The organism is Candidatus Bathyarchaeota archaeon (genome assembly GCA_018396705.1).
Lineage (GTDB): Archaea > Thermoproteota > Bathyarchaeia > Bathyarchaeales > Bathycorpusculaceae > DRVP01.
Genome location: JAGTQZ010000006.1, coordinates 131,062 through 153,975, shown reverse-complemented (window position 1 = coordinate 153,975; position 22,914 = coordinate 131,062). Strand labels below are relative to the sequence as shown.

Genomic DNA, 22,914 nt, shown 5'->3' with positions numbered 1-22,914 from the left:
AACCAAACTGGCGCCGGGGAGGGGATTCGAACCCCTGCGAGCCCAAAGGCCCACTGGCTTCCTTGTCAGAGCCCCCTTAGGCCGTTAAGCGGATCTCGAGGCCAGCGCGTTAACCGCTCCGCCACCCCGGCCTAAATTCAGAAACATACCCATTTCCTTAAAGGGTTTACGTGGATAAGCAACGGATAAAGCGACTTTTATCTTTAGCACGTTTTCCGTCCCATTCATGTAAGATTTTCATCGCTTTGCTAGCAACTTTAATAGCGCCTCCTTCGCCTTCACCAGGCTTAAATTCTCCGGTATACTTATTAGCATAAACCGCGCATATAGCGCCCTTAACCCCATAGAGATTAGCCGATGTAAAAAGCTAAGCACTCCAGCCCTCTGCGACATTGTTAAGATATTGTCTGTTTGCGCTTTAGTTATGCGGCTTTGTCCGACATAAAAGATCTTCTCTCTTGCAAGCAATATAATGCTGTTTTTCAGTGTTTGCTCGGTGCATTCTTTCACTGCCATTATTGAAGTTTCTTTGGCATAACCAAGTCTGCTATGTCCACGCTATGTGCATAAATTTGATGCAATGTTGAAACAGCCGCCAGAATATGAGGCATCGCTTCAAGACTTTGCTCTTTTGCACTTTTCTCAACTGCAGTTAAGGCTTTTTCGAGTTTCTCCCTGAAGTTTCGAACTCCTTCGGCTAACGCTACATCACCTTCAAAAAACGCCTTTAACGCATTCTCATGTGCTTCGAAAAGCAACGTGTGAAACTCCACGATCAATTTTTTGAAAGCATCGGTTAGCTTGACTCCTTTTAATTCTACAACCTTAAATGCTGTACGGACACATTCGTCTCCAATAGCTTCAACAAGGCTGGCAGCCAAGCGATAATCCAAACATTCGATGGGTTGAACTCCAAGCTTCTCGCTTAAGCTTGGATTCTGAATTATCGTTCTCAAAATTCTGACAAGGAGAAAATATAGGCGGTTTACCTCTTCGTCTCTTGCAATAACGCTTTTTGCCATGTGCACATCTCCGTTTACCAATGCGTTAACGACATCTCTATGCATGCCTGCGGCGATGGCATACCCCCTTCGCAAAATTTTCTCAGGTGGGAAACTTGAAGGTTCAAGCAAACATTGAAGGACAATCTTAGAGTAATCCTCTTCAACAATCTCTAATCCAATTAAACGGCTAACAGTTTTCTTGACTATTTCCCGCGTGTCGAAGCTAATGCTTTCCTTTGCCTCTACTCGAATAATGTCAAATCCCAACAGATACCTTCCGACGATTTCGCGGCTTAAAAATGGTCCAGGTTTTAAAGTTATGGTGCGTGGAGAAGGCGCAACGTCATATTCAGGATCTATGAGAAGTTTACCATCACTGGTTTCGCTTACAGCCACGACAGCGCCCCGTCTGAGTCCATAACGCTCAGCCCAATCTTTAGGCAAACAAACGAAAAAAGTGCCGCTTGGAGTTCGTTGAAGTTTGCGTAGAGTCCCCACTCAAACCACCATATTTTGAAGCCAAATACCAGCAAATCTAAAACAATATAAAACTATATAAATTTAGACGAAAAATGTCAAAATTGAAAGATGAAATTATAACCGGTATAGACTTAGCTGGCAAAGAAGAAAACCCCACGGGATTCGCTATTTGGAAACAAGGAACTGTTGAAACCTGTTTAATTTACACGGACAAAGAAATTCTCGACAAAATACTGCATGTTAAACCAGTAATTGTAGCAATAGACGCTCCGCTTAAACTCCCTAAAAAAGGAGCGTTAAGAAAAGCGGACAAAGAACTCATTCAAAAAGGCTACCGCGTTTTTCCACCGGGGTTATCAGCCATGAAAGCCCTTACCCTCCGCGCTGAGAGACTGAATAAGTTAATAATGGAGAAGGGCCTAAAAACCATTGAAGTGCACCCGACATCAACAAGAAAGGCCTTAAGTATACCTACAAAAGACTGGAACATAATACAGGAAATATTCAAAAGAATAGGGTTAAAGGGTTCTATAAAAATGCGAACACTTACGTCTCACGAGTTAGACGCGGTAACCGCTGCTTTAACAGCGTACCTCCATATACAAGGACAAACAGAAACTGTAGGTGATCAGGACGATGGGTTCATCGTAATACCAAAAAAGAGGTGCTGGTGGGAAATAAAACTATGAGTAATGCTCTCCAAAGGCTTCAAAAGGCAGTTGAGGTAACGATAGCTGCGGGTTACCAGCTTAACAAAGAAGCCTTCGACTTTTTATGCATGATAGCCACCACCGAAGATCCTGTGGAACTTGTAAGCAAAGCGTTAGAGCGAATAAACACTCTTAAGGATAAACCGATATTTATTGGGAGGAAAATCCTAGAGGAGTTTGTTGAAAAGCCGGAACCGGCAAAAGAAGAAGTTCTTCAGCCTGTTTTGGAGCTTATAAAACCGCCTCTTGCAGAATCTGAACAAAATAAGCAAATTTTCGGAGGAAAGCAAACCTTCCGTCCTTATGCAAAGGAGGTGGAAGCGGACATCAACATAATCGACGATCCAGGTAGCAGGTTAAGCTCAAGCGGCAATATGGAAGATTACCTAACATACTTTCGCGATAGATTCAAACGGATTGAAAAGCTGCTTCGCCAAAGAATAGATGTCAGAGGAGCAGCTTCAGTTATTGATGCTTTGAAAGCTGCGCCAAATACAAAGCTCAAAGTTATCGGCATGATCACCGAGAAAAGGGAGGTCAAACAGAAGATCATTCTAACTATTGAAGATTTGCAAGCAAGCGCCACGGTGCTTGTCCCACAAAACGCGTCCACCGACCTCATAAATAAGGCGAGAACGCTTCTACTGGATCAAGTTGTATGTTTGAGTGTTACAAAAACTCGTGGAGAATTACTTATCGTTGACGATATCATTTTGCCGGACATAGCCCCAAAAACTCAAAACAAGGCTCAGTTCCCAGTTTACGCCGTTCTCACATCGGACATGCATGTAGGCAGCGTGAAGTTTCAAAAAGAAGCCTTCAACAGGTTTGTCCTGTGGCTTAATGGCAAATATGGGAATAAAGAAATGCGAGAAATAGCTAGTCACGTGAAATACGTTTTGATTGCCGGCGACATTGTTGATGGCATAGGAGTGTACCCCAATCAGGTTAAGGAGTTAGCCATAAAAGACATTTATGGACAATATAAGTTGGCTGCCGAGTTTATTGAGCAAATACCTGATTACATTGAAGTGGTGATAATCCCAGGAAACCATGATGCCTCGAGGAAAGCTCTGCCTCAACCACCAATTTCTGACGCCTTTCTAGAACCGTTGAGAGAATCGAGAAGTGTTTACTCTGTGGGAAATCCTTGCACTATAAGCCTTCACAAAGTTGAAGTCCTTTTGTATCATGGGCGAAGCCTTGACGACGTGGTTTCAACAGTTCCAGGAATGGACTACACACACCCGGAAAAAGCAATGACCTTGCTTTTGCAAAGCCGCCATTTAGCTCCCGTTTATGGAGGAAAAAACCCATTGTCACCCGAAACTAAAGATTACTTGGTGATAGAACGTGTTCCAGACGTCTTTCATGCCGGACACATCCACACTGTCAGCTATATAAATTATCGAGGTGTCTTAGTTGTTAATTCAGGATGCTGGCAAGAGCAGACAGACTATATGCGTAGGCTAGGCCTAGTACCCACAACTAGTTTAGTTCCGGTGGTGAACTTACAAACTTTTGACGTAAAAGTTCTTTCTTTCAGATGAATAGTTCTGCAATGTTTTCCTTAATTTTTGCCGTGAATGTTTTGTGAAAGGCATTTTGGCTCATAGTCAATCAGACGCCCAAGTCTAACGTCATCGGAAAAAGCTTCTCTGATAAGCCCTCGAGTCACCTCAAGTCGAATTTTCTTTGTCCTGCCATACCTTCCCATACTAGTAACTTGAGCGTTCAGCAACCCTAGGGCGTCGAGCTCGTTGACTAACGCGCTAACTCTCCGCTGGGTTAAGGGAGTAACACCTAATTCTCCACAAAGTTCATTGTAAACTTCGTATATTTCACCAGTAATCGCCTTGTAACCATTTGCCCTAACTAAATGAAATATACTTAACATAACAAGCTTTGAATGTAATGTAAGATTCGCAAGAGCCTCTATAACACGATTATGTTCTATAAGTTTTTCAGCCTCCCGCACATGTTCCTCAGTAACCATTTTTGCACCGTTTCGCTCCGCAACCTCCCCTGCAACCCTAAGCAAATCCAAAGCCCTTCGCGCGTCACCATGTTCTGCCGCAGCTAAAGCTGCACAAAGACTTAAGGCACCTTCATTTAAGGCACCCTCACGGAAAGCCATTTGCGCCCGTTCAGCCAAAATTGTCCTAAGTTCACTAGCATTATACGGCCTAAAAACGATTTCCTCCTCACTAAGAGAGCTCAAAACCCGTGGATCAAGAAACTCTTTAAGGCGCAAATCGTTTGATATCCCAATTATAGAAACTTTACTTTGCGATAATGCTTCGTTAATTCTAGTTAACTCATACAAGAGGGTGTCGCTTCTCGATTTAACTAAGGCATCCACTTCGTCTAGAGCTATAATCATTATTCTTTTCTCCCTGTTTAAACTATTCTTAAACCTTTCAAATACTTCACCAACAGACAGCCCGGTAAAAGGCACTTGAAGTTGAATACTATTACAAAGGCTTGCCAAGACCCGATACTCTGTTCCAGCCAAACGACAATTAACATAACAAAAGCTTACAAAAGAACCGAATTCCTTTGCTTTTGCCTCTAATCTTGTTAAGACATATTTAGTAACGGCAGTTTTGCCGGTTCCAGTTTTTCCATAAACGAAAATGTTAGAACACCTTGCACCCTTCAAAACAGGCGCCACGGTTTCACCGAGACGTTTTATTTGCTCTTCACGATGAGGTAATCTCTCAGGTAGGTAATCGTGACGAAGAACTTCTCGATCTTTAAAAATTCCCATATTATTAAGAAACTTGCTGAATACTTCATCGAGAATATTTGAATTGCTCATAGATCTTCCTCTTTACAGTGCTTTCACCTTAAGTTGACTAAAAATAAGTTATACTATACAACAAACTGGACTATAGCGAAAAAACAATTAAAGAAATGGAAAAGTGCACGGATATTAATGGGAGACACCCCACCATTTCTACTGGAACTCTTAAAGAAAAATAAAAAATTCTGATTCCCTGTGAAGAGGGAATATACTCTGAAAGGTTAGAAAAATAGTTGGAAATTAAAAACTTCTTGTTTAAAAAAGTGAACAGACTCTTTAAATCTCTAAATTTTTGACTCGCTTTTCAATTTTATATCTTTAATTCTATGAACTTTCCAACGGAAACAAGGGGGTCTCCCGGTGATGTTTTTACCTCAAAATTTTACCTCAACTTCGTCCATTATTTCATTCTCAGTTTAACCGGCAGAAAACCAATGTTTTATTACTTCATTTAATTTCACAACTTTGTTAATATTGTGTGAACTTTATCTATCTCTGCTTTTTTTCTTCTGCTTTTTTTCTTTTTATTGACATATTTTTGTTTCTTTCTTGCGAAATTGGCACCCCATTGTTTCAAGTGGAAAATACAAAACAAATTGACTTTTTTCTTTTTCATCAATAATGAAAAAGATGTGAAGCTTTTGAAATAAAAATTCTGCAAATTTTCCTCTTTTCTTTATTTTTACCTTTTAAAATTATTTTTGTTTTCATAGTTTTCACCGTAATAGCTATAACTTGTGAAGTGTTAAATTGTGAAAAGATGCCAGCGAGGAAAATGCGAATTGAAATATTCGATAATGAGGGCAATAAATATAGCATAGCCTTTGAAGGACAGATTACTCGAGAAAAAGCCCTTCGTCTGCTTGACCTTGTAGAACTTTTGGGCGGCGTCAGCAATCATTCCGAAACGTATGTTCCCTTAAGTGAAACGTCAAAATATGACCAATTGTTATCTGTAATCCAAAAACACTTTCCAGTTTCGTGGTTTTCGTCAAAAGATGTTCAGTTGGCATACGAGCAAGAATTTAAACAACCAATAGGCCTAAGCACTGTTGCCACGTATCTTTCAAGGATGGCGAATAAAGGTTTGTTAATAAGATCCGGTGCCTCTAATCGTTTAAAATATAGGGTATCCCCGAACTTTTCACAGGTTACTGTAAAACAGAAGATGCCTCGACTTTAATTAGGTAGATTCTGCCTCGGTTTTCCTTAGGAGTTTTTCCATCTCCTTTTTTACACTATATTTAAATGGTATTTTGCTTGAGTCCCTTTCCAAATAGCCTTCTTCATAGAGCTTTTTCATCAACCTTGCAGTATGCTCTCTACTGAGCTTAATTCGCTCTTTAATTTCCGGAGCTGTTTTTGGCCCTTCTGTTGCTAACATTTCCAATACTGCAAGTTCCGTTTCAGTCAAGTATGCCAGTGCTCTTTCCTTCCTTATAGGTATGGCCGTGACAACCCCTAACTCAGGAAGGGCTTGAGTCTGCTTTGCTTTCTCTTCGAGCATAAAGATTTTTGTGGCTAACTCATTCTGTGATGTAACAACATCACGTGTTTGCTTCTCTACTTCATTTAAACGAGCTAAAACTTTATCTAAGTCTCCAGACATTTCCTTAACTTTATTTTCTATCGCCTTGATTTTTCCCTCTAAAGCTTCGACTCTATTGGTTGCTTCGCTGCTTTTCGCCGAAGCTGCTTCTACCTTGTAAACAAGAGTTTCCACATTTTCAATTGTGCGTTTAAGTTCCCTACTGAAACTTAAAATTATGTCATTAAAAGTTGTCTTTGCTTTTTCATACTCTAACTTAACCTTGCTAAGATGTCGATAATACTCAATGGCAAAACCTACTGTTATAGCGAAGAAGATAGCTGGAAGAATAATAAAAACAGTATTAATCACCTCACAATTCACCCCTGTGACTTAAATGTAACTTCTTTGTGATCCTAAACATGTTACGTCACACATCACATTTTTCAAAAAAGAACATTTAAGACTTGTGCTTATGTTCAGTTACTATGATGTCACACATCACACAAATCCAAAGCACCTTCATTTTTGGGTATTTTCCCAATCACTAACGTTTACGTTGAGCTTCGTGATTCGTGACATCACATGAATCCTTTTGATGGTTCAGAAAGTCGCTCTAAACTCATTTCAAGTTCCTCTTTCAGAATTTTTAGAAACTTCAATTGTTCCTCAAGTTGTAAGTTTTTGCTTGCCATTGTTTTATGGGATTCTATGTACTCTTGTAGTTTGTTCGCCACTTCAATATATGCGCTCAAAGTTGTGGTTTCAAAAATCCCTAAGTATCCCAGAAGCAAGACTGTGTATATGGACTTTATGACGTTTTCTTTAGCTTGTTTTAATGTCCTGTTAAAAGCACCGCGGCTTATTTTAGCCTTTGTTAAACGTAATCTAGCTTTTTCATCATATTTTAAAGGTTTACCTAATAAATTTTCAGCTAAAACATCTATTAACAATGTTTCAAGCTGTATTTTTGTTAAATGGCTATTTTTTACCAGTATTTTTACAATGGGGTCTTCAAAAGATTTTTTAAGTAATTCGTGCATCGTCTCTTTTAGCCTCATTTTGCTCCCAGATGCATTTGCTTAAATGGATACAATTTTGTATACGGGATATTAAAATTTGTTGGAGAATAAAATACTCTTAAGCGCATCCTATAGACGCATTTTGATCGGACTGTACGCCCTAAATCTCAAAATTTCACGAGATGTGCTGTTTTTCCGATTTAGCTAATGAAAATTCAAAATTTTGTTAATTCCCCCAAAATACTTTAAACACTTGATGTGCTTGTTAAAGATCATACTCATTAGTTATTTCCTTAACTAATCACATTTGGTATGTCTCCTGCTTATTCGGATAACAACTTGGTTACACTTCCCACTTCTTGCCTTGCTGTTTATTGGAATTTGCTGGCTGGTTTTCAGTTATTTTTCAAAGAATGCTTTTGTATACTTCATTAATTTTGTGATATCACTCATCACATGAGATCACACGTGATAATTAGCAACTTTCGCGGTTTTCACTGTGAAGTGTGATTTGATCGTGATTTAATAATGCTTCAGCATTGAATGTTACCTCATTGGTGAGAAACTTTAACTTTTTAAATTTTTTCCGCTTTTTCTTTCAACTTATAAAAGATTTCAGGGCGTAGATCCCTTAAAGTTGGCACAAAAGGTTCAATTTGGCGAATCTCTGTGTAATCAATCTCGCCAATCACCAGGTCTTCTTCGTCATACTTAGCTGTTACAATGGTTCTTCCATTAGGTCCTATTAGTTTGCTACCTCCCCAAAATTGTAGCCCATCTTCTACGCCAACAAGATTTACGTATGCCAAGAACGCTGTGTTTTCTATAGCTCTTGCGATGGTTAAATTTTCAAAGAATCCGCGACGAATTGCGGGTGAAGCTGAAATACATGCAATTAATTGTGCTCCTTCAAGTCTCGTTAGGCGGCATACTTCTGGAAAGAAGATATCATAGCATATTATAAGTCCTATGCTACCGAGTTCGGTTTCAAATACTCCTGCATGATATCCTTGCCTGAAGTATCGTTTTTCCTCAAATATGCTATGTGTTGGTAGATACATTTTCCGATATTTCCCTATAAAGCCCTTTGGTCCCACAAGGACTGCGGTGTTGTATAAGGTGGCTTGTGTTTTTTCGCTTAGTTCTGGCATGCCAAAGACTATGTGGATTTCATATTTTCGGGCGATCTCTTTTATGGTGTTTGTGGATGGACCTGGAATTTTTTCTGCTAACCTGTAAAGCTCATCTCTAAGTGTATAGCCGGTTAATGAAAGTTCTGGAAAAATCACAAGTTCTGCACCCTGCTGTTTAGCCTTTGCGGTAGATTCTTCCATTTTTTGTATATTAGCTGTCTTGTCCCCTCTTTGACAGCTTATTTGACACAACGCCACTTTGAATTTATTTTTCATACATTCACCAATCTACTGTTGAGTATGGGGGAGTCTGAAGTCAAGCCCCACTGTTCTGTATTGGATTTTTGTCGTCAAAGGCATTCGTCTCTTGTGCTCCATGTTTTTCCACCGTGTCTCCACTCTTTCCACCAACTCTTTTTTCAAGCCTAATTGTTCCGCTATTTCTTCAACCTTCATAAAGTGTTCGAGGCCGTAAAGAATGAGATCTAAAACTTCGTACTTTACGCCTATTTCCTCTTCAGCTGTTTGTCCAGGCCAAAGCATTGGTGTTGATGGTTTGTTGACAATTTCTTCTGGGACATCTATATGCTTTGCCAGTTTTCGCACTTGAGTCTTGTAAAGATCCATTAGAGGTGCTATATCCGCCGCGGCGTCTCCCCACTTAGTGAAATACCCTATCATTACTTCAGATTTATCTGAACTACCACACACTATTAGGTTAAATTTGTTGGCGTAGTAATATAAATAAAGCATTCGTGTGCGGGCTTTCAAGTTCCCATTAGAGAGCTTGTCCTCTGGATCGAAAGCCGGTATTGTTTTCTGCAAAGCCTCCAACGTTGGTGTTATATCAATAATTTCAGTTTTTATCCCGAATTTTTCTGCGACAAGCTCGGCATGTCTTATGTCTTCAGGGCTGTAGGTCTCCTTTTCTGGTAGTAGTAGCCCTAAAATTTTGTTTCCTCCAATGGCTATAGCGGATAGGGCTGCTGCTGTGCTACTGTCAACACCTCCTGAAAGACCGAGCACTATGCCTTTCGCCTTGGCTTTTTCCACGTAATCTTTTATGAAGCGAGTAATCTTGGTTTTGACTTCTTCCCAGTTCAACTCCAAGACTTGTTGAGTGAGTTTCAAGGGATGTTCTCTCCAATGCATATTGGATTAGGCAAGTATTTAAGGACGAAGATTAATAAATGATTTAAATGTGGCTTGACGAAATGTGAAGGACTGAAGTATGGGAAGAAGAAGAAGAAAAGTGATTCGTATCCCCAAAAAACGGTTGCCGAAACTCTACTCCTGCCCAAGCTGCGGAAAAGAAGCAGTTCGCGTGGAGATGTTTCGTGAAGAAGGCCGCGCAGTTGTGAGCTGCGGAAACTGTGGGGCACAGGAAGAGTTTCCGGTTAAGCAAGCCCTGGGTGAGATAGACGTATATTGCATGTTTACTGACAAATTTTACAGCGGGTTGAAGAACACAACTGCAAGGCAAAGTTGAGGATAGCTGTAAGGTGAAGCTGCAATGGTGGGTTCTGTAGAGAAGTATTTACTTGGCAAGATTCAGAGCGAAGGTGCAATTCATATAACGCTTATCGATCCAGAGAAAGTTACTCCATCACAAGCCTCGGTGATTGCTGAGAAGGCAAAAGCGAGCGGGACATCCGCCATAATGGTAGGGGGGTCCACTTTTATCTCTACTAAACATCTTGACAGTGTGGTTAAAACGATTAAACGAGCTGTTGGGCTCCCCGTCATCCTGTTTCCAAATAACGTAACCAGCATAAGCCGCTATGCGGATGCAATATGGTTTATGTCCCTTCTAAATTCCACAGACCCATACTTTATAATAGGGGCACAAGTTTTAGGGGCTCCATTGGTTAAAAAGTACAATCTAGAGCCCATCCCAATGGGCTACATCATTGTCGGTGAGGGTGGCACCGCTGGGATAATCGGGAAGGCTGTGCCAATCCCCTATGACAAGCCAGAGCTAGCTGCAGCACACGCGTTAGCTGGGCAGTATTTGGGCATGCGCTTCATATATCTTGAGGCTGGATCGGGCGCTAAACAGCCGGTGCCTCGTGAAATGATTAGACTCGTTAAGGGCTGTATAACGGTTCCTTTGATTGTTGGTGGAGGAATAAAGTCTGGGGATCAAGCTTTTGACGCGGTATCCGCTGGTGCGGATATAATCGTTACCGGCAATGTTGTGGAATATGGGCAAGTTGAAGATCGAGTTTCCAGAATTATTGAGGGTATAAAACAGAGTAAGATGCAGGCTTAATTTAAGTGTAAGTTTAAGTTTTAGAAAACATTTATGCTTCAAAGAAAAGCTATGACGACGTTCTTCTTTTTTATGTCAGCAAAAACTAAAATAAAATCCCTAGTGTAGCTTTGTAAGGAGGGATTGATTGAACAAATCTATGAGCGATGCGTATGCAAAATATGTAGAAAGCTTAGAGAAACAACTTGAAGTGTTATACGCTATAAGCCGAATGGCCCGAAAAAAAGGTTACGACCCCTCCATTAGTCCTGAATGTGAAATTGCAAGAGATATGGCGGATCTTGTTGAAGGATTAGTGGGTCCTAAGGGTGTTGCGGGAAGAATCAGAGAATTAAGCCAAAAGCTTCCAAGGGAAGAATTGGCCTTCAAGATTGCCGAGGAAATTGTCTATGGGAGATTTGGGCACATGGAGCCTGAGGCAGCAGCCGAACAAGCTGTGCGCACAGCCTTGGCAATTCTAACCGAAGGTGTCACCGCCGCCCCAGTTCAAGGCGTGGCTCATGTTAAAATTAAAACGAATCATGATAATTCAAGATACTTAGCCATTTACTTTGCTGGGCCGATACGCTCTGCTGGGGGTACAGATCAGGCGTTAACTCTTGTTATTGGCGATTTTATCCGCAGACTTTTAGGGTTAGACCGTTACAAACCTACTGATGAGGAGATTGCCCGTTTTATTGAGGAAATTAGGCTTTACGAACGCGCGGTGAGTCGCTTTCAATATCATGTTTCTGACGAGGAATTGCGGAGGGCTCTCAAGTGGATTCCCGTGGAAGTTACTGGAACAGAAACAGATCCTGTTGAGGTTTCATCATATCGTAACCTCCCTAGGATCGAAACTAATAAGGTGCGTGGTGGCGCTTTACGTGTTGTTAATGATGGAATTGTAGGGAGGGCATCAAAAGTTTTAGCGATTGTCGAGAAACTTGGGATTCAGGGATGGGATTGGCTTAAAGATATCCGCAAAATGTCCGAAAAGAAATCTGCTGGCTTTATGGACGATGTAGTTGCCGGACGGCCCATTTTCTCTTTTCCATCTAGGCATGGAGGCTTTCGTTTACGCTATGGGCGTTCAAGGAACACGGGCTTAACGGCTGTCGGCATCCATCCGGCAACAATGCTTGTATTACAGGGGTTTATAGCTGTTGGTACACAACTTCGCCTTGAACTTCCAGGCAAGGGAGGCATCGCTGTTCCTGTTGACTTTTTAGAGCCTCCGATTGCTAAATTGAGGGATGGTTCTGTCGTTAAGGTTTCCTTAGAAAATTTTGCCGACGTAAAAGATCAAATTGAGAAAATCTTGTTTCTGGGCGATATCTTGGTCAGTTTTGGCGATTTCTTATATCAAGGAAAAAGTTTGGTTCCAGCTGGATATGTAGAAGAATGGTGGGCTGCAGACTTACAAAAAGCTATTGCAACCAATTTTAACGGAAATTTAGAAGAAGCCGCCGCTTTTGTTGGGATTTCCCCCAGCAAGGTTAAGTGCCTCATTAAAGATCCCTTTACATGTAAGCCTTCCTTTGAAGAAGCAGTAAATCTTGCTCTAAAACTGAAGGTGCCACTTCATCCAGCTTTTACACCATTCTGGTCAAGTCTCGGGTCTGTTGAAAAACTAGTCCACTTAAAAAACTGGTTATCAAAGTGTGATGTGGAGTATAATGGTGACTTTGCTTGCAGAATTGTTGGCGAAACGGAAGAAAAGGTAAAAGAGGCCCTTGAGACAATATGCTTACCTCACAAGGTTATGTATGGCAAAATAGTGCTCGAAGACGACGAAGCACGAGTCCTTGCTTTTTGTTTAGGTCACAAATGCTCTGATATTAGCGTCTCTGGCAGCGAAACTGTTTTGGAGGTTATCGAGAAACTTTCCGGGGTTGCTGTAAGAGATAAGGCCCCCACCTTTGTAGGAGCAAGAATGGGTAGACCAGAGAAGGCAAAAAGAAGGGAGATGAAGCCTCTTGTGCATGTACTGTTTCCAGTGGGTTTAGCAGGAGGCCCTCAAAGGGATATAATTGAGGCTTGTGAAAAAGGGAATGTTTTCGTAGAAATTGTTAGGCTAAAATGTCCCAAATGTAATGTGTATTCCTTTAAGATAAAATGTCCAATCTGTGGCTCTGAAACCGTTGCAGAAACGGCTTGCCCCCGTTGCGGCAAAATTCTAAATGACGAAAGGGAGTGTCCAGTTTGCAAAATTCCTGCGGTTCGGTATAGAAAATGCGCAGTTAACGTTAAGACACTCCTTGAGGAAGCATGTAATATCCTGCAAGTTTCGATGCCAAGAATTCTGAAAGGTGTTAAAGGTTTAACTAACGAGACAAAGATGCCTGAGGTTCTCGAGAAGGGCATTTTGAGAGCGAAATACGACTTATCTGTCTATAAAGATGGGACCATCCGGTTCGACGCAACGAACGCTCCCCTCACGCATTTTAAACCTGCTGAAATTGGTGTTTCAATTGAGAAACTTATGCAGCTCGGCTATCATTATGATATTTATGGCTCCCCTTTGATAAATCCTGAACAAATTTGTGAGCTTAAAGTGCAAGATGTGGTTATTCCAGTTAAATGTGCGGAATATTTTGTACGTGTTGCCAGCTTTTTGGACGAGCTTCTCATGAAAGTTTATAGGCTTCAACCGTACTATAACGTGAGACGCATTGAAGATCTTGTCGGGCATCTGGTTATTGGTTTAGCGCCTCACACTTCAGTTGGCATCTTGGGGCGAATTATAGGCTTCACCAACTTGAATGTGTGTTATGCCCATCCTCTCTGGCACTCCGCAAAACGTAGGGACTGTGACGGCGACGAGGACGCTTTAATGCTTGCGCTCGATGCTTTACTTAACTTTTCCAGAAAATATTTGCCTGCGCAAATCGGTGGAATAATGGACGCTCCTTTACTGCTTATGCCTATTGTTAATCCAAAGGAGGTGCAGAGGCAAGCGCATGACTTTGATGTTGCAAGTATGTACCCCTTGGAGTTTTATGAGAAAACCTTACAGAGAGTAGAAGCTAAACACGTAAGTCCTATAATAGATCTCATAGAACATAGGCTTGGAACGGAGGCGCAATTTGAAGGCTACCACTTTACTGTACCAGTTTCAAATATAGGCCTGGGTGTCGAGGAAAGCGCCTATAAACGATTTAAAACAATGACTGACAAGTTAAATGGACAACTTTCCCTAGCAGAGAAGATTGGAGCTGTGGACGTCCGGAAAGTGGCGTTAAAGGTTTTAGTTAAACATTTTATCCGTGACATCGCCGGAAACCTGAGGGCCTTTTCAACTCAAGGCTTTAGATGTAAGTCGTGTAATAAACGGTTCCGTCGTCTACCATTGAAGGGCAAGTGTCTACAATGCGGAGGTGACCTAACCCTCACCGTTTATCGTGGAAGCATAGAGAAATACCTAGAGGCTGCCGAACACATCGCCCGGAAATACCGTTTGCCAAAATACTACACCCAAAGAATCACCCTTATAAGGGATGAAATCAACTCCCTTTTCGAAGGAAAAAAACCAAGACAAATAAGCTTAACAGATTTCACTTAAGTGAAAACTTTTCTATCCTTTATTGTTAAAAACTGATTTGGATAACGATGCCTAAAGAGAGGTACCATCCAAACGCTTACCTGAGAGAATTTAGGAATGTTAAAACAGGCCTAAAAGCGAGAACCGCGATATTGGACTTTCTAGAAAAGACTTCAGCGAGTACAAGGGAAATTTCAAAAACAACCGGCTTACCCTACAACGTTGTGCTGCACCACTTGAAACTTTTAGAGATAAAAGGCATAGTTCAGCGTAAGAACAGTCGACCAGCAACTTGGACGCTTACAGGGTTTGGGCAAAAACGTTTAGGTTAGCTTTTCAACCCAAAATGGGCATTGGCATGGTAGCTCTCCACATTTTGGACATTTTCCGTTATATTTACGGACAGCCGCTTCCTCCAAATTGACGTCTGATATGTTTGCTAAAGAAGCTAACCATGCGATAACATCCGCAAACTCATTTTCTAACGCCTTTTTATCACCTGCTTTTAGAGCTTCACCTAACTCTGCGACTTCATCCACAAGCCATTCAAACGTTTTTTCAACTCCCCTCTTAGAATCTTTATGAAAGTAGAGCCGATGCATCAAATCTTGAAATTCACGTATTTGCATACTTTTCCCAGCTGGATTTTGTATTTTTTGATTTTGTAGTTTAAACCTTTAGGTTATTAGTGAAACTTCGCTGGCCTTTTGCGACTATGTGCATTACTCTCACTCCTTGCCTCTCCAAGTAGGCGGCTATGAATCTTCTGTGGCAGTGTTTTGGGTTTGGCTCCATACACATTATACATGTCTTTTTCTGGGCGGCTATCTTCACCAGTTTCTTTACCCCTTCTTTGAAAAGTTTGGTTTGCATATGTTTCTTATAGCCGCCTTTGCGGTAGCCTCCCAACTCTTTGCCAAGCCAGACATACTCTACACCATGTTCTGAGAGCCACTTTTCCATGTTCTCCCTTTTAAAATGCTCAACTTTTGATGTTGGAAACCGACGGACGTCCACCAAAACGTGAATATCATGTTCTTTTAAAAGTTCAAGAAACACATTTAAATTGCGATCGCTGTGACCAATAGTCCAAACGGTTATTTCGTTGCTCAATATTTGAAACCTAGCGGATTTTTATGTATTGGTAGGCTTCTGTAGTATTTTCAAAACAGTAATGCACTTTTTGGTAATATTTTCTAAACTCCGCTACATCTGCTCTAACTTTTTCCGGCAATTCCTTGTCTATTATCACGCGTTTTATGAATTCAGCTATTTCAATCATTTCATATTCACGCATTCCAAGTCTTGTCACCTCTGAAACACCAAGTCTTATGCCCCCGGGATGCTGGAAGTGCCTACCTTCTTTTATATCCCATGGCAAAAGGTTTCTGTTTACTATTATGTTTGCCTTCTCCAACGTTCCTTCTATAGTGCCTCCATCGCCATACTTAGTTATATCTATCAAAATTACATGGGATTCCGTGAATCCTTTATGTTCAGCCAAAACGTTGAAACCTCGTTCATAGAGTGCTTGAGCGAGGGCCTTCGCGTTCCTAACTACTTGACGGGCGTACTCTCTTCCGAACTCAAGCATCTCAGCCGCTGCGATGGTCACGCCAGCCACTGCATGTAAGTGATGGTTGCTTACCATTCCCGGGAATGTAGCGCGCTTTATTCTGTTGGCATATTTTTCCCAGGATAAGACTCCACCGTGTTGTGGGCCAAAGAAGGTTTTATGGGTGCTGAAGCTTACTACGTCGGCCCCTTCACGTAGGGGATCTTGGAAACATTTCCCGGCTATTAGGCCTGCTACATGCGCTGCGTCATAGCCAACTGTTCCGCCCACTGCATGGATAGTGTCCGCGAGTTCTTTTACTGGATGCGGGAATGGGAACACGCTGGCTCCGAACATGACAAGTTTCGGCGGCCTTCCTTCAGCTGCTAGCTTTTCTATCCGCTGTTTTGCCTTGTCTACGTCGATGTTTAACTCTTTGTAATCCATGGGCAAATACTCCACCACTAACCCTCGCACAGCTCCTGCTGTGCCTCCTAGCTCTTTTTTACCCGTGGTTATGTGGCCGCCGCATGGTATGGACAGCGCCATCATGGTGTCGCCGGGTTCTGTGAATGCCGTATAAACGACAAGATTTGCTACAACTCCTGAGATGGGTCTGACATCAACAAACTCTGCATCGAAAAGTTTCTTCATAAGCTCAATGCATTTAAATTCTACTTGATCTATGAAGCGGCATCCAGCATAAACACGTTCTCCAGGCCAGCCTTCGGCATAACGATTCCCAAAATCTGTTGTTAACGCCTCCCGCACTGCCGGACTTGGGATGTTTTCACTTGCAATTAACGGGATACATTCGCGGAACCATTCATGATGCTTTTGAAGAAGCCACAACACATGATCATATTCTTCACGGGGAGATAACACATTAACACCCGTGCACATTATCTCCTTCTCGAATAAAACCATTTTGAGTTTAGCGCAACATTAATTACAGGGAGGGCTACACTTCAGTAATTGATAACTTGGAGAGAAATCAATGAGCAGGAAGAGGAAAAGTGAATCAGCACCCATGCCTGCTGCAAGCGCTGGATTGTTGAGGTTCTTTGAGGAGGAAACTGAAGGAGTAAAAGTTAAACCTGAAATTTTAGTAGCAGCTGCTATTGCGTTGATAGTTGTGTGCATTTTGGCGCGTGTATTTTTCTAAGGTTCAGCGACGAGCGGGTGTATGTAACACTTCTATTCTTTGAACAGCATTCAAATGAATGAATATTTCACTACGTTCCTCCCTAGCTGCAACTTGCGGTATTGGTTGGGCTATAGTTGCCCTTAAAATTATTGCTTCTGCATCTGAAAGCCATATCCCCGGCGGTTCGCGAGTTACAGCGGCAAGTGTTCCTTCAAAACCATAAGAAGGGTCCAGAATAACCCTAACCTCTTTTCCCAAATTTTTCTCCAGCATATGGAAAATCGTCAGTGGTATGTTCTGCTCGGGCATAGGACCAGCAAAATTTTAAGTAGTATTTTAAGAATAAAACAGTTACTATTTCCAGCAACAATCCGGAAAACTTTGAGGGTAATTTCACGTTCACCGTTGCATCTGCCATTTTTAAATTAACTTTAAAATTTTTATGTTCCAGTTTTGCGACACTTTAATATGATTAATAAATAATTGATAGAAAACACTTGGTTGGATCCATGTGACTGTTGATGAGTCATTCAACCAGTACTTAGACAGGGCTGTTAAACATTACTCCTCTCTATTTAAACTGCCATCTTACGGTAGAATCATTGCGCTCTCGGTATTTGTATGTTTGATAGGGGGTCTCTTTTCAATAACCTCTCTATTTCCATTTATCCAAAACGTGATCCATGGGGTGCTTTTCGGCCTGCTTCTGTTCATTGTAACAATTTTTTTGAATCATTTTCTAAAACACTTTGTTTTAAAGAAAGATCCAGTTTATGATCTTAGAAGAATAGCAACACTTTCCCTTTTTTGCTGGATTTTATGGATTTTTTTCATTCTAATTGGATTTATCTTTTCTATCATTTTTGGTTTTGGAAATGTATGGGCTGTTAGATTTTGCCTTTTAGGTTTTTCAGCGGTCTTAATTCTCCGTTTTATTGTGCTTTATGTAACTTCTTCTTCTGGACTGAAACATTTTATTGTGGCTGCCACGTTTCCACCTCTTGCCAGTTTGGTTCCATTTCTATTTCTATGGTCTAGGGCTATCGAACTCTGGAGAGTTTTCTTTTTTATTGTCTATGCATTTGGAGTGGTCCTAATCTCAAGTTTTATCTTTCTTTTTCTTTTAAATAATGTTGGTAAACAGACGGTTGGTTTTCCTTCTTTGTCCATTTTTAGAGGTTTTTTGTTGAATTGGATCGCCGACTTAAACGAGCCTTTCGAAAGTTTCCTTGAAAGCCTAGGCAAGATGAGCAGCGTTGACGTTTCAATTTTGCGATTTAATAGTAAAAGCAGTAGCATCTTTGTAGTTGTTCCTTCAGTTCATCCTGGTCCCTTCAAAAACATCGGAAGCAGTCTTCTACCCTCAATGGTTAAGATGACGTTGGAAGAGAAATTCGGCGGAGTTGCCTGTACACCTTTAGGTCTTCTCGGCCACGAGCTTGACTTGGCTTCTCAAAAGCAGAGCCAAAAAATAATTAATCATGTTGTTGAATCTGCTGATTTCATAGTTTCTGACGAGGGAGCCACTCAGTTTGTTAAAGTTAGAAATGAGTTGGCCACGGTCTGTTGCCAAATTTTTGGCGGAATAGCTTTAATGAGCTTTTCACTAGCTCCGAACACTACAGAAGACCTCTCATCGGAATTGGGTTCAATTATCCGACAAGAAGCACTTAAACGTGGATTAAACGCATGCATTTTTGTAAATGCGCATAACAGTATAAACGGAACACCCAACCAGAAAGAGGCTTTGAAGGCGTTGAAAGAAGCTGCTATAGCCTGCTTGAATGCGGCTGCTTCATCGAGTAAAGCAGCCTTCAAAATAGGCGCAGCCACTGTGAAGCCGAAAGATTTTCATCTTGTAGATGGTATGGGGCCTGGCGGCATCACTGTACTAGTTGTTGAAGTACTCGGAAGGAAAGCTGCCTATGTGGTCCTTGATGGAAACAATATGGTTTCAGGTCTACGGGAAAAGATTCTCTCTGCGCTTCAGTCGCTGGGTTTTGAGGATGGTGAAGTTTTCACGACGGATACTCATTCCGTAAATGCTGTGACCTTAAATGCTCGGGGGTACCATCCGATAGGGGAAGTTATGGATCATGAAAAGCTAATTAACTATGTGAACGAGGCAGCGCGTCTGGCATTGGAAAAACTTGAAAAAGCAAAAGTTGGGTTTCGTTCCGTCACCGTTGACAGTGTCAAGGTCATTGGTCGGGAGGCTTTAGAAAAACTATGCGTTCTTCCGGATATGGTGCTCCGCCGGGCTAAACGTGTTGTTGTCCCCATATTTGCTGTAACATTTACACTTCTAATGTTATTTTTGCTCTTAATTTAGGCTAACCCTAATAAGCAAAGAATATTCCAACTTTTCATTCCAAAGAAGGGTAAAACTCTTGCTCAAAGAGATTAGAATTCACGGTAGGGGTGGACAAGGAGCCGTAACCGCTGCACAGTTGTTGGCTTATGCCGCACATATTGAAGGTAAATATGTGCAAGCTTTTCCATTTTTTGGTGCTGAACGACGCGGGGCTCCCCTCAGAGCTTTTGCCAGAGTAAGCAATAGGCCCATTCTTACTCATAGCCAAGTGTACAATCCAGACTACGTTTTAGTTTTGGACCCACAACTCTGCATGATCGTAGATGTTACCGAGGGATTAAAAGAGGATGGAATAATCGTTTTGAATACATCCAAGCATCCCGCTGAACTTAAGCTCGGAAATTGGCGTGCAGCTACCGTTGACGCAACTGGAATAGCCCTTGAACTTGGGCTTCTCATGGCTGGCCAGCCTGTTGTTAACACCTCCATGGTTGCCGCTTTTGCAGGCGCTTCCGGTGTTGTCAGGTTAGATAGCGTTTTGAAAGCGATAAAAGAAAACTGGCGGGGTAGTGTCAGAGAAAAGAATGCACACGCAGCGGAGCTTGCCTATGAACGCTTGGTAAAGTGGTGGTAGACATTTATGGATGTTACTAAAACACGTCCAAAAATGTCCGTTGCCCCTTTGTCTTTGCCAACAGTTGGCAGTGTTGGAAAAACTGGCTCTTGGAGAACTTTTCGTCCAATTGTTGACTACTCAAAATGCACGAGGTGCATATTTTGCTGGATTTACTGCCCAGACGCTGCCATAACAAGACGTGAGGACGATTCTCCTGAAATTGATTACGACTACTGCAAGGGTTGCGGAATATGCGCCAATGAATGTCCAGTTAAGGCTATCACTATGAAAAGGGAGGAGGAATAAATGGGGCGAGTGATGATAGATACTGCAAATCATGTAGCGGCATATGCGGCGAAAGCTGCAAGAGTTAGAGTTGTTGCCGCTTACCCGATAACTCCACAAACCACTGTGGTTGAAAAAATTGCAGAGCTAGTGGAAAAAGGAGAAATGGACGCAGAATATATCTGCGTGGAGTCTGAACATAGTGCCATAGCTGCATGTATCGGTGCAGCAGCGGCGGGTGTAAGAACTTTTACGGCGTCCTCCGCGCAAGGTTTGGCTTTAATGCATGAGGCACTCCACTGGGCTTCTGGGGCGCGTTTGCCTATTGTCATGGTTGTTGTTAACCGTGCTATGGGAGCGCCTTGGAGTATATGGCCAGACTTCAGCGACTCCTTGTCGCAGAGGGACACTGGTTGGATTCAGTTTTACTGCGCAGACAGCCAAGAAGTCTTTGACACCGTCATACAAGCATACAGGCTTTGCGAAGACGAACGCATTTTCCTCCCGGCGATGGTCTGCCTTGAAGGCTTTATACTGTCACACAAATATGTGCCAGTAAAAATTCACGATCAAGATGACGTTGATGCCTTCCTGCCCCCATATAGGTCAGGATGGATCCTGGATACAAGCAATCCAGTCACATGCGTGAATTTGGTTTCGCCGGAATGGTACATGGAATTTCGCTACATGATACAAGAGGCTATGGAAAACGCAAAAATGTTGATTCCGAAAATTGACAAAGAGTATGGCGAAAGGTTCGGCTTTCGATACGGTGGGCTTGTCGACAAATACTTGTGCGAAGACGCAGAATTAGTAATTTGCACTATGGGAACAATGGGCGCTGAAGCGAAAATAGCCGCTAATAACTTGAGAAAAGAAGGCTTGAAGGTTGGAGTTGCTCGCATAAGAGTCTTCCGTCCATTTCCAGTTGAGGAAATTAGAAAGCTTGCAGAGAAAGCTCGCATGATTGCTACGATAGATCGACACATCTCCTTTGGAATGGATGGCTTCCTTGCAACGGAGGTTAAGGCTTCTCTTTATGACATGAAAAACAAACCTTCAATCGCTGGCTTCATCGCTGGACTAGGTGGGAGAGATGTAACCTTCAAGACCATTGAAAAAGTTGCCAGAAAGTGCATGAAATGGCTTGGAAACGGCAGAGTCGAGAGGGAAACTGAATGGGTTGATTTAAGGGACGTGAAAACATGACGACAATAAAAGAACTCCCTAGGGAAGAGTATCTACTTAAAGGACACGCTGCATGCGCAGGCTGCGGTCCATCAATAGCTTTACGCCTGTTATTCAAAGCCTTGGGAAACAAGGTATTTTTAGTTGTCCCCGCAAGTTGTACAACAGTCATTGAGGGACCTTACCCGTTCACATCTTTTGCTGTTCCCGTTCAGAATACTCTATTTGAGGCCGCAGGTGCTACAGCATCTGGCATCGCTGCTGCCCTTAAAATCCGCGGTTTAGATGACGTAACCGTTGTAGGCTGGGCTGGTGATGGTGGAACTACCAACATAGGTATTCAATCTCTATCCGGAGCTGCTGAACGTGAAACAAATTTTATCTATGTATGCTATGATAACGAGGCCTATGGCAACACCGGTTTACAAAGGAGCGGGGCAACACCTTACGGTGCATGGACGACAACAACCCCCATGGGTAAGAAAGAAAGGAAAAAGGATATGCCCTCCATAATGGCCGCTCATAGAATACCATACATTGCTACGGCGTGCCCCTCCTACCCCGTTGACTTTATCAACAAACTCAGAAAAGCCAAAGAAATCAAGGGCACTAAATACATCCATGTATTAACACCATGCCCAACTGGCTGGCGATATGATGCAAGCAAGACCGTAGAGATTGGGCGTCTGGCAGTCCAAACTGGAGTATGGGCTCTTTATGAAATTGAACAAGGCAAATTCCGGCTTAACCCGCCCAGCGACCGCCTAACTGATAAGTCACAACGAAAACCCGTGGAAGAATATCTGTCCATGCAAGAAAGGTTCCGTCATCTCCCAGAGGATAGTATTAAGAAAATTCAAAGATGGGTGGACGGGGACTGGGAACATTACCAAACCTTGGCTTCGCTGGAACGATGCATCTAAAATGGTGACTGTGTGGAAAAATATATGAACCTCATGGTATAGTCTGTTATATTAACGTCGCCATAAGAAGCATTAATAAGGAGGTAAAATATGGCTGAGGATAAACAGAAGAAAACTGCAAAACCGACGGCGCAAGCAAATGAGAACATAGTGCTCATTGGCAAGAAACCAGTGATGAACTATGTCCTAGCATGTCTAACCTTCTTTAATTCTGGCGCGCAAAAAGTCGTCGTAAAAGCTAGAGGACGGGCAATCAGCAGAGCTGTTGATACAGTCGAATTGCTAAGAAGAGCTTTTGTAAAAGATTTGCAGATCAAAGACATTTCAATAGGAACAGAGGAAGTTGTACGCGGAGAGGGCCAAAAGACTAACGTTTCAACAATCGAAATAACAGTTGCAAAACCATAA

25 protein-coding genes and 1 tRNA gene are annotated in these 22,914 nt (G+C 42.0%); 14 read left to right on the top strand and 12 right to left on the bottom strand.

The genetic code is table 11. The features are described from left to right. Positions 1-8 precede the first annotated feature (8 nt). The 3 genes from KEJ24_07300 to KEJ24_07290 all read right to left on the bottom strand — a co-directional run bounded on the left by KEJ24_07300 (position 9) and on the right by KEJ24_07290 (position 1,502). A tRNA-Ser gene (locus tag KEJ24_07300) sits at positions 9-131 on the bottom strand. A 106-nt stretch (positions 132-237) separates the two neighbouring features. Beyond that, positions 238-516 carry a hypothetical protein gene (locus tag KEJ24_07295; protein MBS7647626.1) on the bottom strand — a complete coding sequence of 93 codons (279 nt, stop codon included), beginning with the start codon at positions 514-516 and terminating at the stop codon, positions 238-240. Then, the gene (locus KEJ24_07290; GenBank protein ID MBS7647625.1) at positions 516-1,502 is read right to left on the bottom strand and encodes a phosphate uptake regulator PhoU; all 987 of its coding nucleotides are present in this window, start codon (positions 1,500-1,502) and stop codon (positions 516-518) included. The genes KEJ24_07295 and KEJ24_07290 overlap by 1 nt, the downstream gene beginning before the upstream one ends. Before the next feature lie 74 nt (positions 1,503-1,576). Here KEJ24_07290 and KEJ24_07285 point away from each other — a divergent pair, with 74 nt between their 5' ends. Beyond that, the gene (locus KEJ24_07285) at positions 1,577-2,173 is read left to right on the top strand and encodes a DUF429 domain-containing protein (protein ID MBS7647624.1); all 597 of its coding nucleotides are present in this window, start codon (positions 1,577-1,579) and stop codon (positions 2,171-2,173) included. Next, positions 2,155-3,744, top strand: a complete 1,590-nt coding sequence (locus KEJ24_07280) for a DNA-directed DNA polymerase II small subunit (protein MBS7647623.1) — start codon at positions 2,155-2,157, stop codon at positions 3,742-3,744. Before KEJ24_07285 ends, KEJ24_07280 begins: the two co-directional genes overlap by 19 nt. A 20-nt stretch (positions 3,745-3,764) precedes the next feature. On the opposite strand, the gene KEJ24_07275 is transcribed toward KEJ24_07280, so the two are convergent. After that, positions 3,765-5,015 (bottom strand): ORC1-type DNA replication protein, encoded by a 1,251-nt coding sequence (locus KEJ24_07275; GenBank protein MBS7647622.1) that lies wholly within the window; start codon positions 5,013-5,015, stop codon positions 3,765-3,767. Between the two features lie 745 nt (positions 5,016-5,760). On the opposite strand from KEJ24_07275, the gene KEJ24_07270 reads away from it, so the two are divergent. Continuing rightward, positions 5,761-6,183, top strand: coding sequence for a hypothetical protein (locus tag KEJ24_07270; GenBank protein MBS7647621.1), 423 nt, complete (start codon positions 5,761-5,763; stop codon positions 6,181-6,183). On the opposite strand, the gene KEJ24_07265 is transcribed toward KEJ24_07270, so the two are convergent. The 4 genes from KEJ24_07265 to KEJ24_07250 form a co-directional block, all read right to left on the bottom strand. Then, the gene (locus KEJ24_07265; protein ID MBS7647620.1) at positions 6,184-6,900 is read right to left on the bottom strand and encodes a MarR family transcriptional regulator; all 717 of its coding nucleotides are present in this window, start codon (positions 6,898-6,900) and stop codon (positions 6,184-6,186) included. A gap of 209 nt (positions 6,901-7,109) precedes the next feature. Next, a complete protein-coding gene (locus KEJ24_07260) occupies positions 7,110-7,589 on the bottom strand; it encodes a hypothetical protein (protein MBS7647619.1) in 480 nt (159 codons plus the stop codon). A gap of 536 nt (positions 7,590-8,125) precedes the next feature. After that, positions 8,126-8,959 (bottom strand): carbon-nitrogen hydrolase family protein, encoded by an 834-nt coding sequence (locus KEJ24_07255; protein ID MBS7647618.1) that lies wholly within the window; start codon positions 8,957-8,959, stop codon positions 8,126-8,128. Between the two features lie 12 nt (positions 8,960-8,971). Then, positions 8,972-9,835 (bottom strand): NAD+ synthase, encoded by an 864-nt coding sequence (locus KEJ24_07250; GenBank protein MBS7647617.1) that lies wholly within the window; start codon positions 9,833-9,835, stop codon positions 8,972-8,974. A 79-nt stretch (positions 9,836-9,914) separates the two neighbouring features. On the opposite strand from KEJ24_07250, the gene KEJ24_07245 reads away from it, so the two are divergent. From KEJ24_07245 to KEJ24_07230, 4 genes are all read left to right on the top strand, one after another. Then, complete coding sequence (locus KEJ24_07245; protein ID MBS7647616.1) at positions 9,915-10,172, top strand: hypothetical protein; 258 nt, start codon at positions 9,915-9,917, stop codon at positions 10,170-10,172. Between the two features lie 24 nt (positions 10,173-10,196). Then, a complete protein-coding gene (locus tag KEJ24_07240; protein MBS7647615.1) occupies positions 10,197-10,955 on the top strand; it encodes a geranylgeranylglyceryl/heptaprenylglyceryl phosphate synthase in 759 nt (252 codons plus the stop codon). Between the two features lie 139 nt (positions 10,956-11,094). Continuing rightward, positions 11,095-14,499, top strand: a complete 3,405-nt coding sequence (locus KEJ24_07235) for a DNA polymerase II large subunit (protein MBS7647614.1) — start codon at positions 11,095-11,097, stop codon at positions 14,497-14,499. 47 nt (positions 14,500-14,546) lie between these two features. Further along, positions 14,547-14,810 (top strand): winged helix-turn-helix transcriptional regulator, encoded by a 264-nt coding sequence (locus KEJ24_07230; GenBank protein ID MBS7647613.1) that lies wholly within the window; start codon positions 14,547-14,549, stop codon positions 14,808-14,810. On the opposite strand, the gene KEJ24_07225 is transcribed toward KEJ24_07230, so the two are convergent. The 3 genes from KEJ24_07225 to KEJ24_07215 are packed head-to-tail and all read right to left on the bottom strand — an operon-like array spanning position 14,802 to position 16,936. Next, the gene (locus KEJ24_07225) at positions 14,802-15,107 is read right to left on the bottom strand and encodes a nucleotide pyrophosphohydrolase (protein MBS7647612.1); all 306 of its coding nucleotides are present in this window, start codon (positions 15,105-15,107) and stop codon (positions 14,802-14,804) included. The two genes, KEJ24_07230 and KEJ24_07225, sit on opposite strands and share 9 nt — an antisense overlap. 40 nt (positions 15,108-15,147) lie before the next feature. Then, positions 15,148-15,591: a DUF488 domain-containing protein gene (locus tag KEJ24_07220; GenBank protein ID MBS7647611.1), complete on the bottom strand. Its 444-nt coding sequence runs from the start codon at positions 15,589-15,591 to the stop codon at positions 15,148-15,150. A gap of 10 nt (positions 15,592-15,601) precedes the next feature. Next, positions 15,602-16,936: a serine hydroxymethyltransferase gene (locus KEJ24_07215; protein MBS7647610.1), complete on the bottom strand. Its 1,335-nt coding sequence runs from the start codon at positions 16,934-16,936 to the stop codon at positions 15,602-15,604. A 94-nt stretch (positions 16,937-17,030) separates the two neighbouring features. Here KEJ24_07215 and KEJ24_07210 point away from each other — a divergent pair, with 94 nt between their 5' ends. Further along, positions 17,031-17,198 carry a preprotein translocase subunit Sec61beta gene (locus tag KEJ24_07210; protein MBS7647609.1) on the top strand — a complete coding sequence of 56 codons (168 nt, stop codon included), beginning with the start codon at positions 17,031-17,033 and terminating at the stop codon, positions 17,196-17,198. A 3-nt stretch (positions 17,199-17,201) separates the two neighbouring features. On the opposite strand, the gene KEJ24_07205 is transcribed toward KEJ24_07210, so the two are convergent. Further along, entirely contained in the window at positions 17,202-17,489 is a 288-nt protein-coding gene (locus KEJ24_07205; protein MBS7647608.1) for a hypothetical protein, read from the bottom strand. 202 nt (positions 17,490-17,691) lie between these two features. On the opposite strand from KEJ24_07205, the gene KEJ24_07200 reads away from it, so the two are divergent. From KEJ24_07200 to albA, 6 genes are all read left to right on the top strand, one after another. Next, positions 17,692-19,512, top strand: a complete 1,821-nt coding sequence (locus tag KEJ24_07200; protein ID MBS7647607.1) for a DUF2070 family protein — start codon at positions 17,692-17,694, stop codon at positions 19,510-19,512. Between the two features lie 58 nt (positions 19,513-19,570). Further along, positions 19,571-20,128 (top strand): pyruvate ferredoxin oxidoreductase subunit gamma, encoded by a 558-nt coding sequence (locus tag KEJ24_07195; GenBank protein MBS7647606.1) that lies wholly within the window; start codon positions 19,571-19,573, stop codon positions 20,126-20,128. Positions 20,129-20,134: 6 nt separating this feature from the next. Further along, positions 20,135-20,416, top strand: a complete 282-nt coding sequence (locus KEJ24_07190; protein ID MBS7647605.1) for a 4Fe-4S binding protein — start codon at positions 20,135-20,137, stop codon at positions 20,414-20,416. Then, positions 20,417-21,604 (top strand): pyruvate ferredoxin oxidoreductase, encoded by a 1,188-nt coding sequence (gene porA, locus KEJ24_07185; GenBank protein MBS7647604.1) that lies wholly within the window; start codon positions 20,417-20,419, stop codon positions 21,602-21,604. Continuing rightward, on the top strand, positions 21,601-22,506 hold the full coding sequence (locus tag KEJ24_07180; GenBank protein MBS7647603.1) for a pyruvate synthase subunit beta: 906 nt from the start codon (positions 21,601-21,603) through the stop codon (positions 22,504-22,506). Before porA ends, KEJ24_07180 begins: the two co-directional genes overlap by 4 nt. 90 nt (positions 22,507-22,596) lie before the next feature. Next, entirely contained in the window at positions 22,597-22,914 is a 318-nt protein-coding gene (albA, locus tag KEJ24_07175) for a DNA-binding protein Alba (protein ID MBS7647602.1), read from the top strand.

Coding starts and splice junctions, on each gene's coding strand:
- KEJ24_07285 (MBS7647624.1), top strand. CDS start 1,577: ATGTCAAAATTGAAAGATGAAATTATAACCGGTATAGACTTAGCTGGC.
- KEJ24_07255 (MBS7647618.1), bottom strand. CDS start 8,959: ATGAAAAATAAATTCAAAGTGGCGTTGTGTCAAATAAGCTGTCAAAGA.
- KEJ24_07230 (MBS7647613.1), top strand. CDS start 14,547: ATGCCTAAAGAGAGGTACCATCCAAACGCTTACCTGAGAGAATTTAGG.
- KEJ24_07225 (MBS7647612.1), bottom strand. CDS start 15,107: ATGCAAATACGTGAATTTCAAGATTTGATGCATCGGCTCTACTTTCAT.
- KEJ24_07180 (MBS7647603.1), top strand. CDS start 21,601: ATGACGACAATAAAAGAACTCCCTAGGGAAGAGTATCTACTTAAAGGA.
- KEJ24_07260 (MBS7647619.1), bottom strand. CDS start 7,589: ATGAGGCTAAAAGAGACGATGCACGAATTACTTAAAAAATCTTTTGAA.
- KEJ24_07190 (MBS7647605.1), top strand. CDS start 20,135: ATGGATGTTACTAAAACACGTCCAAAAATGTCCGTTGCCCCTTTGTCT.
- albA (MBS7647602.1), top strand. CDS start 22,597: ATGGCTGAGGATAAACAGAAGAAAACTGCAAAACCGACGGCGCAAGCA.
- KEJ24_07270 (MBS7647621.1), top strand. CDS start 5,761: ATGCCAGCGAGGAAAATGCGAATTGAAATATTCGATAATGAGGGCAAT.
- porA (MBS7647604.1), top strand. CDS start 20,417: ATGGGGCGAGTGATGATAGATACTGCAAATCATGTAGCGGCATATGCG.
- KEJ24_07210 (MBS7647609.1), top strand. CDS start 17,031: ATGAGCAGGAAGAGGAAAAGTGAATCAGCACCCATGCCTGCTGCAAGC.
- KEJ24_07205 (MBS7647608.1), bottom strand. CDS start 17,489: ATGCCCGAGCAGAACATACCACTGACGATTTTCCATATGCTGGAGAAA.
- KEJ24_07295 (MBS7647626.1), bottom strand. CDS start 516: ATGGCAGTGAAAGAATGCACCGAGCAAACACTGAAAAACAGCATTATA.
- KEJ24_07275 (MBS7647622.1), bottom strand. CDS start 5,015: ATGAGCAATTCAAATATTCTCGATGAAGTATTCAGCAAGTTTCTTAAT.
- KEJ24_07215 (MBS7647610.1), bottom strand. CDS start 16,936: ATGTGCACGGGTGTTAATGTGTTATCTCCCCGTGAAGAATATGATCAT.
- KEJ24_07250 (MBS7647617.1), bottom strand. CDS start 9,835: ATGCATTGGAGAGAACATCCCTTGAAACTCACTCAACAAGTCTTGGAG.
- KEJ24_07240 (MBS7647615.1), top strand. CDS start 10,197: ATGGTGGGTTCTGTAGAGAAGTATTTACTTGGCAAGATTCAGAGCGAA.
- KEJ24_07235 (MBS7647614.1), top strand. CDS start 11,095: ATGAGCGATGCGTATGCAAAATATGTAGAAAGCTTAGAGAAACAACTT.
- KEJ24_07245 (MBS7647616.1), top strand. CDS start 9,915: ATGGGAAGAAGAAGAAGAAAAGTGATTCGTATCCCCAAAAAACGGTTG.